The 13,368-nt window shown below is 57.0% G+C and carries 4 protein-coding genes; all 4 read right to left on the bottom strand.

Annotated elements, in window-relative coordinates; all coding sequences use genetic code 11:
• Nucleotides 1-30: 30 nt before the first annotated feature.
• Nucleotides 31-6,378: a type I polyketide synthase gene (locus IEV53_RS00860; RefSeq protein WP_188424678.1), complete on the bottom strand. Its 6,348-nt coding sequence runs from the start codon at nucleotides 6,376-6,378 to the stop codon at nucleotides 31-33.
• A gap of 88 nt (nucleotides 6,379-6,466) precedes the next feature.
• Complete coding sequence (locus IEV53_RS00855) at nucleotides 6,467-7,930, bottom strand: AMP-binding protein (RefSeq protein WP_188424676.1); 1,464 nt, start codon at nucleotides 7,928-7,930, stop codon at nucleotides 6,467-6,469.
• Between the two features lie 87 nt (nucleotides 7,931-8,017).
• On the bottom strand, nucleotides 8,018-10,231 hold the full coding sequence (locus IEV53_RS00850; protein ID WP_188424674.1) for a Hint domain-containing protein: 2,214 nt from the start codon (nucleotides 10,229-10,231) through the stop codon (nucleotides 8,018-8,020).
• Between the two features lie 472 nt (nucleotides 10,232-10,703).
• Nucleotides 10,704-12,953 (bottom strand): Hint domain-containing protein, encoded by a 2,250-nt coding sequence (locus IEV53_RS00845; protein ID WP_188424672.1) that lies wholly within the window; start codon nucleotides 12,951-12,953, stop codon nucleotides 10,704-10,706.
• Nucleotides 12,954-13,368: the final 415 nt, after the last annotated feature.

Here is a 13,368-nt window from a genome sequence, read left to right as displayed (position 1 = left end):
CCGGCTTTTTGCGTGCATAACCTGATGAGTTCAGGCAGAGGCCAGAGCGTTCAGACTGATCTGACGCAATACGTTTTTAGCGATTTCCCGGATAGGTTCATTGCGTGAAAGCACCAGCAGGGAGATCTCGACATTGAACTCGGTCTTGATGGCCGTCTGAATCTCGACGCCAGCAAGGGAATCCACCCCCAGCTCATTGGGACGAGCCCCTGGATCGATGCTGTCGGGCGCCATTTTCAGCACGCTGCCCAGAATGGTCTTCACATTCTCCAGAACGAAATCATACCGCTCTTCCGGTGAAAGTGCCTGAAGATGGGCGAGTTTCTGTGCTGAGGAATTGCGATCATTCTTTTCACGGCGGATGAGCGCGAATTTCGGGTTGCGCTCAATGCCCCCGTGCTGGGTAAAGCAGGTTTCCCAATCGATCGCGAGCGCCGCCACAGTATCGCGGTCGCGATTCAGCAGGTCCGGCAGAAGCGACAAGGCCTCTTCGCCCTGAAGGAGCCGGAAGCCCGCAGTTTCGAAAAACTGCACAACGCTGCCTTCCTGCGCCAGCATGCCGATTTCGGCAATCGGTCCCCATTGCACCGAGAGCGCAGGATACCCCGCCTTGCGCCGCGCGCTGGCCAGCGCATCGAGCCAGGTATTGGCGGCAAGATAGCTGCTCTGACCGATATTGCCCGTCACGGTGACGATGGACGAATAAAGCACAAAATAATCGAGCGGGCAGTCGCGCGTCAGTTCGTCGAGATGACGGCCGCCGAGAATTTTGGGGGCGAGCACCCGACGCAGGCTCTCTTCGGTATATTTCGACACCAGCCTGTCATCGAGCACACCGGCTGTATGGAAAACGCCCTTCAGCGGATGACCTGCCTCCAGAATGGCGGCCTTGATGCGCGCCAGATCCTCCAGAGTGGCGACATCGCCATAATGCAGCGTGACGCGGGCACCAGCCTTTTTCAACGCCTTGATCTTTGCCAATGTCTCGGCGTCATCACGCTTGCTGCGCCCCATCAGATGGAGATGGCGCGCACCATGGGCGGCCAGCCAGGCGGCAGTCGTAAGACCCAGCCCGCCCTGTCCACCCGTTATTAGATAAGCCCCTTCAGGATCGATCGGCCTGACAGGCTGACGCTGGGCACGGACATCAGCAAGATCCTCGTAGGAAACGAGGATCTTGCCGATATGCTTTGCCGACGACATGAACTTGAAGGCCTCACGCACCTCGGACGCCGGATAGACCTTGTGAGGCAATATGACCGTGTCGAATTTGCGTGAGAGATAGGGGATACGATCGAAAATCGACACGGCCTTGCGATGGTCATTGGCCATCATCAGATCGAGATCGAAGCTGTGGAACGAGACATTGCCGTTGAAGCTGAACTGGGAGAGATCGCGCTTTTCCCAGATATCCTTCTTTCCAATTTCAACGAAACGCCCGGTATTGCACAGCAGCGCAAGGCTATGAGCCTGCATCTCACCAGGCAGGCTGTTGAGCACGACATCGACACCCTTGCCGCCGGTCACATCCAGAATGCCCTCATAGAAAGCGAGACTGCGTGAATCCCACACAGCCTCGCAGCCACGATCGAGCAGGATCTGACGTTTTTCGTCATTGCTCGCCGTGGCGAAGATGCGGGCACCGATAATCTTGGCGATTTCGATCGCGGCAAGCCCGACCCCGCCTGCTGCGGAATGCACGAGCAGGATCTCACCCTTCTTGAGATGGGCAAGATCGTGCAGGCAGTAGAGTGCGGTTGCGATCGCAATGGGCAGACCCGTCGCTTCGGCAACGGTAAGGGGGCGCCCTGCCGTTTCGAACAAATCGAGTGGCATGACACGAAAGCCCTTGACCGGCAGTGTCATGTGCGAGGCAAAGCAACCCGGATGGCAGGTCAGATAGCGCTTGCCGACTTCAAAGCGCTTGACCCCCTTGCCGACTGCCACAACCTCGAAGCAGCATTCCATGCCCATTTCGACCGTATGATAGGTGTCGAGCAGGAATTTTTCGGGCAGAACCGAAATGCCCTTGAGCATGTCCTTGAAATTGAGAGAGGTCGCCAGGATGCGGATCGTGATCTCGCCACGCCCCGGAGGACGCACGTCGAAAGCCTTGTAATAAAGACCATCCAGCGTGCCCGTCCGGCTCTTTTGCAGCTTGATGCCGGGGGTACCGGGCAACTGGGCCAGATTTCTGTCAGGCTGCCCCTCAACCGGCATGAAACGCGGCACGAAACGCCGCCCTTCGCGCAGGGCCACCTCGGCTTCTGAATCCTCATTCAGGATTTCAGCGGCCAGAGCGGCCAATGCATCGGGCGTGGACAGCGTGTCGACATCGATCACCTTGCCCCGGAAATCGGGACGCTCATCGACCAGCCCCTTGAAGAAACCCACAAGCGCCGCGCCATCGGCATTCACACGGGCCGTTCTGGCAAGCACGTCCTCAGGGTCGAAAAACAGGGAGTTTTCCGACACAAAAATCAGTTTTGGCTGCTTTTCGACATTCTCGAGCGAGAGACGGTTGCTGAATTTCACCAGTGCGTTGATCTGATCGATGATTGCGTCAAACGCGTTATCCTGCGCAGTGTCCGCACTATACAGAACGGCATCGAGCGTCAGACCGGGTTCAAGTCCGATCGTCTCTGCTGTGATGGCGCCTGACCGTGGCACCGACAGAACAGTGACACCATTCTCCTCGAGCAGCGCAGCAAGTTTTTTGACTGCGGCCGTTTTATGCCCGGCAATGAGAAGGGTCTTGGGTTCCGCGAAGAGGATCGAGGCCTCTGTCTCGGTCCATTTGGTGAAATACTGCTGGGTCTCAACCGCTTTGGCGGCTTCCTTGCGTACACGGGGCACCTCGGCCAGGCGTAGCCCCCTGATTTCGGCAGCGGGCATCCCTTCGGTCGTGTAAAGCCGCAGTGTCGCCTCGATCAGGCTCTGGCTGATGGTCGTGATCTCGACCCGGGCCACGATCTCACTCAGCCCCTTGGCAAAACAACTCAGACGCTCGAAACCGACCGGCACATACATGTGGTCAGAGAAGCTTTCAGGCACCAGACCGATCAGGGCATGCATGGCGCCATCGAGCAGGGCCGGATGCAGATGATAAGCCTCAGCATCCCCCAGCTCTGCCTCGTTCAACCCTATTCTTGCATAGGCAACACGCCCCTGCACGGTAAACCGCTGCAGCGTCTGAAAGCTGGGTCCGTAATGGAAACCATGCGCGCGGATCTTCTCATACAGGGCTGCCCCGTCATGACCCTGGGCAAGGCATTCACGCGCCTCCTCCCTGTCGATGACCGGCATGGGCCAGGGCGCAGCAGAGAGGATATCGACCTGTCCATGGTCGAGCCACATCTCGCTGTATTCTTCCTTGGCACTAAAGAAGCGCAGAGTCTTTTTCAGCTCGTCATAGACAAGATGCATGACCGGGTTATCGCCAGTCTGCACAACCAGAGGCGCGAGGATTTCGAAATTCTCGAGCACGATGCCGGTCTGACCCTCGACCTCATGACCAACCGCGAGGGCGGATTCGATGAACCCGGCCGCAGGCAGCAGGATCACATTGTCTATGCAGTGGTCCTTGAGCCAGGGCACGCCAAGCTCTGTCAGATCGACCACCCAGGATTTTCCCGGTGTCATGGCGCCAAATCCGATCAGCGGATGACCGTTGCCGCCCTGTCGAAAACGCTTCTCGCGCTCGTTTTCGATCCAACATTCCTCACGCGACCAGCGATAGGATGGCAGATCGATTAGCGCACCCGCCGTGATGGCCTGCCAGTCGAGACGCGCCGTCTGAAGGATAATGTTGGCGACGGCATTTTCGAGGCATTTGGCTTCGTCTTCCTGACGATTGAGCGTGCTGATGACGCTAAGCTTGGCCTGCTGCTTGTCTGCCACCGACTTGAGAGACCGCCCGATGACCGGATGCGGACCTATTTCGACAAATTGCGTGAAGCCGTCAGCGAGACAGGCCTCGACCGCAGACGCGAAAAGAACCGGCTGTCTGGCATTTTTGAACCAGTAATCGGAATCGACGCGATGCTCGTCTGCCGTAAGTGCACCCTGAACGGTGGAATAGAATGGCGTGGTCGCCGCTCTGGGCGAAAGATCGCTCAGTGCCGTTTTCAGATCGGTTTCGATACGATCCATGACGGCACTATGAAATGGCACGTCGACATTCAGAATGCGGTTGAACAGCCCCTTCTGCGACAGATGGGCAGAAAGCGTCCTGATTGCTTCCTCCGGTCCGGCAAGGGTGCAGGTGTTGGGCGCATTGATTGCCGCCACACAGAGTTCGGGCGCCTGTTCGGCAATAACTTCCTGCGCGGCTTCGGCAGACAGCCCCACAGCAAGCATGCGTCCCGTGCCATCAAGCGTGCCTTGCAACGTGCTGCGATAATAGATGACGGTGACGGCGTCATCTAGGCTCAGCGCACCGGCCACATAAGCAGCGGCTACCTCGCCCATGCTGTGACCCAGAACAGCATCGGGCAGAATACCCTGTTGGGCAAGATATTCGGTCACCAGAACCTGAATCACGAAGATGGCAGGCTGCAGGATGGCCGTATTATCGATACGCGAGAATTCTGCTTCTTTCAGGATTTCATCGACAATCGAAAAGCCTGAAATTGCCTTGAAAATCGTATCGCAGCGTCGTGCTTTGGCAAGAACCGCCTCTGGCGCGTGGTGCAGCAGATAGCGCCCCATACCCCACCATTGCGGCCCCACGCCAGAATAGACAAACACAATGCCACGCCCGGATTGTGCTTCGACACTGGCTTGGAACACATCGTCCTGACGCTGATCCTGCAAATAGGAATCGAGCTTTGCACCCAGATCCTTTTCATCGCGCGCCATGATGAGAAGACGGTTGCGGAACAGCGTACGCGATGTCGCCAGGCTGAAAGCCAGATCGCCCAGGGCAGGTGCCGGGCTGGCGTCCAGACGCTCACGATAGGCTGCCGCCATGAGAGGCAACGACGTTTTGGAAAAGGCCGTCAGCAGAAAAGGGATTTTGCCATTGATCCGCTGCGCTGTGCCTTTACGGCCCGTGGCCTTCTTTTTCGTCTCGGGACGACGCAGCAGGGCAATCGCATTCGTTCCGCCATAGCCGAAAGAATTGACGCCAGCATAGCGCGCGGACTTCGTGGTGGCGAGCGACCGCATGCCTCCACGTGCCACATCGAGATTCCATTCATCGAGGTGGATGGACGGGTTGATATTCTGTAGCCGCGGCTGCGGGGGCGCTTCCTGATGGCGCAGGCACAAGGCCGCCTTGAGCGTGCCCAGCGCGCCTGCTGCTGCTTCGGTATGACCCAGATTGGCCTTGATCGCCCCGATAACCAGCTTCTCATCCTTGAAACGGGCTATGGATTGCGCCAGCGCATAGGTTTCGATCGGATCGCCGGCGGGCGTGCCGGTGCCGTGGGTTTCGACATAGGCAACGTCGGCGGGGTCAACCTGCGCCGCCTCCAGAACCTCGGTCATGAGTCGCGACTGAGCCCCGGCATCGGGTGAGGTCAGAAACTGCGTACGGCCATCCGAATTCACGCCTGTCGAACTGACAATGGCGTGGATAGTATCTCCATCGCGCTCTGCATCCTCAAGGCGCTTGAGAATGAAGACCACACTGCCTTCGCCTCGGCCATAGCCGTCTGCAGCAGCATCGAAGCTCTTCGAGCGTCCATCACGGGCGATGAAGTGTCCCTTGGACATGAAAATCGAGGTCTGGGGGCAGATCATGAGGCTGACGCCACCCGTGATAGCCACATCCGTCTCGCCCTCATTCAGGCTGCGGCAGGCCTGATGCAGTGCCACAAGCGATGAAGAACAGGCCGTGTCGATCGACATGCAAGGGCCTTGCAAATCATAGACATGCGCCAGCCGGGCAGAGAGCATGGTTGACGGTGTTGCCGTCGCCGCAAAATGGTCGCGCACCGTCGGAAGATTATAGGGGCTCGACGTATGGGCATGCGCATCGACAGCGAAGATGCCGATGAAGACACCGGTTTTGTGTCCTGCCAGCCTCGCAGGCACAACGCGGGCATTCTCCATCGCCTCCCACGTGACTTCGAGCAGCAGTTTCTGCTGCGGATCCATGATCTGCGCTTCCCTCGGAGAAATTCCGAAAAAGAGCGGCTCGAATTCGTGGATGTTCCTCTTAAGAAAACTGCCCCTGCGCATATAGGTTTTCGAAGGGGCTTCGATTTCCTCGGCGTAGAAGCGTTTGACGCTCCAGCGCTCCTCGGGGATATCCGAGACCGCTTCACCCTCCGCACAGAGAAACGACCAGAGTTCATCGACATTTCTGATATTGGGTGCCAGGCGGCAACCGATCCCAATGATGGCGATATCAGCAGTTTTCTTGCGCGACATAACGACAACCGAACCTTATTATAATCAGCATCTGGGAAGACTATAGAAATAATACGCGTGACAATTTCTTGCCTACCCTTTTTTGACTTCAGTGAGCGCTGGTTTCCGAGCGTTGGAATGCTCTGGAGAGCCTTTCGCGGTCAACGCGACCATCCAGCGACCAGGGGATATGATCAACCGTCATCACACAGACCGGGGGCAAGGTTGGATAAAAAGCCCGAAGCGCCTGAGCCAGGTGATCGGCATTGAAGCCCTTGTCTGATGCGAGCGCGATATTCAGCCTCTCTCGGCCTGCTTCATCAAGCGAGAGGAAACTGCCGAGCTCGCGTTGTCCGAGCATATTGCGCGCGATATCATCCACGACACCGAGATCGAATTTATCTCCCCCCAGTGAGACGAGATCATCAACGCGCCCCGTGATATGCAGGCGCTGCCCGGCATCGAGCAGGCCGCGATCGCCCGGATAGAACCATCCCTCCGCAAAATGACGGGACTGCTTCTCTTGGATATCGGCGTAGCCGTCGAGCAGACCGGTGCTTCTGATACGCACCACCCCTTCTTCGCCTGTGGCCAGCTTTTTCCCCTGAGCATCTACAATCTGCAGCGTGACCCAAGGCAGAGCCGTTCCAACAGTCTGGTCGTCTTCGAAAGTCGCGGCATCGCCAAGGGCAATGGCGCCCGCCTCGTCCGTACCATAGGCGGCTGTGACGCGGCGGGTCAGCTTCGCGAGTGTCTTGTCTCGAAGTGTGCGGCTCAGCTTGCCACCTGTCACGATCAGCTTCAGCGTCTCGAGCGGCTGCATGCCCGGCGGAAGCACCTCGATGATATGGGCCAGATGACCGGGCGTAACGACAGCCACTGTCGGGATCCTGCGGGCAATTAGAATGCCGATATCGGTGTGACTGACGAAATTCAGCGGTGAGCCGCCGCACAGGGCGCTACACCCGACGATAAATCCGGTGAGCGAAATAACGCCGATCGTCGAGAGAACATGGGGCGTCGCGGTGATAACGCCGCCCATGATCTGCTCCTGAAAAATCATATGCATGATCGCCATTTCAGCCTGACGATAAGTCATTGCCAGAGGGCGACGCTCGGCATCCGTACCTGCCGCGATGGCATAACGGCAGATCGCGTCGCAATCGATGACGACATCAATCGGCTGCGGATCCGTTTCACGCACACGGCTCAACCAGGCCTCGTTGACCTCCAGCACCTGAAGATCCTGAAGCGACAATCCACCCAGGGACAGAACGACATCAGGGCCGAGCAGTTGAGCATCACGCAGGAACGAAGGATTCGAGCTTTCGGGAAGGGATGCGCTCGCCAGACCCAACGATGCAAGCGACAGAATGAAGACCCAGTGCCAGTACAGATTACCGCAGTGGATACCCACAAGTTTCGGCCTTGCCTCACGCAGCTTGCTCAGTGCAGCCGCCACCGCTGCAACGTCGCGGTCGAGTTGAACGAAGGTCCAATCCTGCGAAAGACTGTCAAAGGCGAGGGATTGCGGGTTCTGTCGTGCGTGACGCAACGCCATAACGTGAAACATTCAGATCAATCCCCAAACGAAAATGGGGCGGCCATGACAGCCGCCCTGTTTACCCACAAAATACGGGTCAAGAATGAAGCCTCAACCCTACCCCGCCTGGGCACCCAGCAGCGTCGTCGAAGACTCTGCCAGATACGGCCCGCCAGCGAGAATTTCGATGGCGAGAATGCAAACCGCGTCCGACTGGCGGTCACTCAGGTCGAGAACCGCAGCACCCGTTGTCCAGCGCTGACGCCCATCCTCGATATTGGCCCAACCCTCGAGTGTGTCATCGGTCAGATGAGCCCCGATATGGCGGGTCTTGTCGGACTCCCAGATCTGGATGTCACCCACAAGAACACCAAGATGACGGCGATCGTCATGGAACGGCCCGATAACGTCAGCAGGACGCGAAACACGTGAAACAATACGGACGCGCCTTGCATCTGGCGGCAGCATGAACACGCTGGAGCGATTAACCGTACGCATCTTGCGCATGATACGACCCCGGTCGTCAACGAGATGCAGGTCAGGATCTTCTGTAATCGCAGGTTCGTGTTTCACTTCACCAAGTCCAAGCGCAGCGGCACGGTGCGCAAGAGACGCATGCAGCGGCTCGACGAAACGACGCTCGACGCAGAGAGGCGCTGCACCATCGCTTTCCCAAGTCCGCTCAGCCGCATTCAGAATATGCACAACGGAATTGGCCTGAGCAAAACGCTTGCGATCACCTGTATCGAGGTAGCTTTCGCTCAGCGCGCCATCGGACCAGAGAACCGAATGCTCGTTTGTTTCGACATGGTAGTAATCGAAATGCGTGATTGTCCGGTCATAGAAAATGCTGCGTCCATTCACGAGCATGCGGGCCGGTACGAATGCACCGTTAAGGAACATGGCGTGCTCTGGCGTAACCAAGAGATCCTTGTGCGGAATATTCTCGCCCAGTGCGTTGCGCAGAATGCGAACAGGATAACCGGCCTCATCATCGTCAAGCCAGGTGCGCACGATGGTGGTGCGATGACCGAGCCAGACGATCTCGCGGAAAACCTCATCGCCATTGACATAGGCCGCAACCCGGTCACCAACCTTGAGTGCCTCGACTGCGATCTCGCCTTGATCGGTGCGGATCATGGTGCCTTTCAGAAAGCACTTGTCATAGACGATGACCGTGCTGCCATCGACCGGGTCTCGTTCAAGATGGTAATCGGCAGTTGAGATGGCTTCCGTCCCTCTGACAGGCGCCGTCCAGAGAACCCGATTATACGCATCGACAATGCTGATCTGGGTGCTGCTGTAGACGATACGCTGGCCTTCGGTCCATCCGAGGGTATCGACGTCGATACGCCCTTTCCAGCCAATACGAACGCCATCCAGCACGGCACCGGACTGCACAACAAGCAGGCCTCCGGCGCCCTCGCAGCCCTGCTCGATGCCTGAGATCATGACATCTGTCAGGGTTGCCCCAGAGTTAACCGTCAGAGTGCCACCGCGCTCAACCGTAATGCCGCTGGCATAGGCCATGGCATCGAGCGAGATCTGTCCATTGACTGAGATACTTGCTGCGTTGATCCCGCCCCCCGCCTGCGCATGCGCGCTACCACCAGCACCGACGGTCAAACTGCTAGTGACGGCTCCCTGCGCAATCTCGACAAGCCCACCCGATGAGACAACACAGCTTATCGCCTGTGCACCCGCACCGAGCAGCTGCGTTCCGGCACTGAAAATCGATCGCAGCGCCGTACCACCCGAGCTGACGATCTGCAGGCCGCCGATAAGGCTACCATGGTCCGTTCCGGCACTTGCAAGAATTTCAGTAGAACCGATATCGAACTTGCTGCCGGAGATCACGCCAGCACCAGAAAAACTCTGCCCCTTGAGCGTAAAGCCGCCGCCTGCGACCCCGTAGCCGCCAGCCTGAACATGAGCGTCCATCACAACGCCCGGCCCACCACCATAGCTGGACATCTTGCTCGCCAGGACGCCCCCCTGGGCACCGACCGTCACACCACTGACAACACCATCATTAATGGCCGCGAACCCGCCACTATCAAAGGCAGTGCCGCCAACGGCCGAGCCGTTGCCACCAGCCAAAACAACACCGCCCGAGACCGCTGTTGCCCCAGACGCAAGAGCGGCGCCGGAAGCGATCAGCATGGCTGGGTTATTTGTTCCACCAGCACCCAGACCAGCGACGTAGCTACCGATCGTCGTTGAATCCGCGCCTGTAGTAATCAGCGTGGCGCCACTCAGGATGCTATAGCTTTTCGGGCCCGTCTTCTCGATCGACGCCGCACCGCTCATACCGTCAGAAGTAATACCCATATGCCAGCTCCTGCAAGATATACGAGCACGCACCGAGGCACCGCGGAGCTAGCGACAAAGCAAAGGATGCCCCATCACGCCTTAACACAGCGCTCGAACCTCAGAATGCAGACTACACTCGCTCACAATTTATTAACGTGATTTTTACTGACACATAGAATTTCAACGATCAATCTCCATTTGTATAGATAATTTCTATAGGTGATAGCGTAATATTGTTTTTCTTACAAAAACATATCTCTTCAATTTCATTAACTCGTTATTAATTAAGAACTTTCGCCTTGAAGACCCAATCCCTGCGGGCAGACTCAATCGAGCGCTGCTCCCACAAATTTTTTGTGAATTTCTCGATTTTACGAATCTATATTTGTTTGTTGAAAATAATAACGGGCCTAATACATCTTCTATTGATGACAGTGCGCCCCACCCTATCCTGACGCCAGGATAGGGTGGGGCCCCTGCCCGGATCACCTCAGCCGACTTCGTCGACGTACCCGTTACCCGGAATTTCCACCCTGTAGGGCCCACCAGCCAACACTTCGATCGAAATCATGGCAATGGTGTCGGGCAGCACGTCATGCAGCGGAATTTCCGCACGCCCGGTAGTCCAGCGATAGCGGCCCTCCTCTTGATTGGACCATCCAGCCATCGTGGCAGACGTCAGATGCTTGTCGATCTGTCGCGTATGACCTGCTTCCCAAACCTGAATTTCGCCTACCAGCACGCCAAGGTGACGGCGGTCATCATGAAACGGACCTACGGTGTCAGTGGGGCGCGAGGACCGGGAGACAAGGAAGAGAGCTTTGACTCCGGCAGGAAGCATGAAGATATGCGATTGCCCGACTTTGCGTAGCGGGCGAATTTCCCTGCCGCTGTCATCAACCAGATGAAGATCGGCATCCTCTGTTACCGCATGACGAGGCGCTTCTGCATTGAGCCCCAACGCCGCCGCCCTTTCGGTAAGCGCCTTGAATAAAGGCTCGACAAAACCGCGCTCGACGCGAAGCGGCGCCGCCGCGTGCTCTTCCCACGTCTTGGCAGGAGCATTCAGCAAACGAACAACTGGACCACCTTGGGAAAATGAAGTCCGATCTCCGGTGTCCAGGTAACTCTCGCTCAAAGCACCATCCGACCAGAGAACAGAATGCTCATCTGTTTCGATATGATAGTAATCAAACTGGGTAAGGGCACGGTCATAGAAAATGCTGACGCCGTTGACCAGCATACGTGCAGGCACAAACGCCCCATCGAGAAACAACGCGTGTTCGGGAGTGACGAGGAGGTCCTTGTATGGAACATTATCACCAAGCGCGCCCTGCACGATGCGCACAGGGAAGCCGGCCTCGTCATCGTGATGGGCAGGTCGCACCGTTGCCGTGCGACGACCGACCCAGATAACCTCACGCAGCACTTCCCTGCCACCCACGCAGGCAAGAACATTATCACCGACCTGAATAGCCTCAACCGCGCGCTCACCATGCTCCGTACGGATCATCGTGCCGCGCAGGAAGCATTTGTCGTAAATGATGATCATGCTTCCATCGGTCGGATCACGCTCGACATGGAAGTCACTACTCGTCGCACCACTGGGAATACCAGCGACAGACCCCGACCAAATAACATTACCCGACGCGTCGCTGATCGTCAGCGTTGTGCCATTATAGGTTGTCTTCGTACCGGAGACATACTGGATACTATCGACATCAAGTCGGCTCTTGAAACCCATGGATGTGACACCGCTGAGCACGGCGCCGGAATGAAGGACGAGCAGACCACCAGCCCCACCGCTGGACGTGATCCCGGAAACGACGGCGTTGATGAGCGTCGCCCCTGAGTTGAGTGTCAGCGTGCCACCTCCGGAGATAACCACACTGCTCAATATCGCTGCCGAATCCGCAGAAGCGGCGGCGGCGGCCTGTATCTGCAACCCATTCACGCGCGCTCCGGACAATGCCTGCAGACTGCCGCCAGAAGCAAGCACGACCGCAGAAGCCACCCCACCTCCGCTGACCGTAATCAGCCCTCCGGCCGAAGCCGTGGCGCCGCTCGCGAGCCCCGCAGAGAGAATAATCTGGGTGCCTGCACTGAAAATAGACCCAAGAGACACACCGGCCGAACTTATCACCTGCGTGCCGCCGATGAGACTGCCAATATCCGTGCCCGCCGATGTCACGATTTCGGTTGAGCCAACATCGAACTGACTGGCGGAGATAATACCAGATCCGGCAAATCTCTGGCCCTTGATGGTGAAACCACCCCCTGCGAGCCCGTAGCCGCCTTCCTTGACATGCGCATTGGTAACAGTACCGGCGGCGCCGCCATAACCTGCCATCATCGACGCAAGGACACCACCATTGGCCCCTACGGTGACGCCATCGACATAACCGCTATTCGCGGCAACGAAGGAGCCGCTATCGAAGGCTGTGCCACCGGAGACATGTCCGCCGCCAGCCCCCATGACAACACCACCGAAGCCCACAGTCGCCCCAGAGGCAAGACCACCATTCGAGGCAACAAGAAGCGCAGGATAGTTTGTGCCGCCCGACTGGCCCGGAATGGCGTCCGAATTTCTTGGTCCATTTCCGAAACCTGAAACCAGCGCGCCCGACACTACATAAGGCGAATCCTGCACGACGAGCGTCGCACCACTAAGGATGGTGTATTTCCCACCGCTACTGGTGATTGTCCCGCCGCTTGCGGTGCCGGCTGAATATACTGTCATTTTTACCCCCTCAAGACGCCCGGTTAGACACGATTACTAATCCGACCCGACATCTAGCAGGATCGTTACATGGTTTATCGCGCTGTTGTCCGAATCATTATATGGAATCGCCTGCCCGGCGAATCCTGTTATCTAATAGCTAACATCTCTTCGCACATCAGGCCATGCAATACAATGACCACCCATTAACGGATAGCGATCACGTTTTCGGTATAAAACGTCATACACTCATCATCATAAAGAAATTTCTACGCCCATATTGTAACATATTGAATATATCTTACATTTTTTTGATAAAATTCAATCTCCCCGCTTCGCAATCCTTCTCACAATGGCTGATATGAAGGCCGATTTAATGAACGAGTCTGCGGAGTTCATCTTTTTGACGTTTTCTTTAGGAAAACGTTAACCATTC

This window comes from Asaia siamensis, assembly GCF_014635085.1.
In the GTDB taxonomy this organism is placed as follows: domain Bacteria; phylum Pseudomonadota; class Alphaproteobacteria; order Acetobacterales; family Acetobacteraceae; genus Asaia; species Asaia siamensis.
Note: the sequence above shows the minus strand (reverse complement) of the source record. Positions and strands in the feature narration are given on the sequence as shown.

Excerpts from the sequence above, each read along its gene's own strand:
- IEV53_RS00845 (WP_188424672.1), bottom strand. The coding sequence starts at position 12,953 with ATGACAGTATATTCAGCCGGCACCGCAAGCGGCGGGACAATCACCAGT.
- IEV53_RS00850 (WP_188424674.1), bottom strand. The coding sequence starts at position 10,231 with ATGGGTATTACTTCTGACGGTATGAGCGGTGCGGCGTCGATCGAGAAG.
- IEV53_RS00860 (WP_188424678.1), bottom strand. The coding sequence starts at position 6,378 with ATGTCGCGCAAGAAAACTGCTGATATCGCCATCATTGGGATCGGTTGC.
- IEV53_RS00855 (WP_188424676.1), bottom strand. The coding sequence starts at position 7,930 with ATGTTTCACGTTATGGCGTTGCGTCACGCACGACAGAACCCGCAATCC.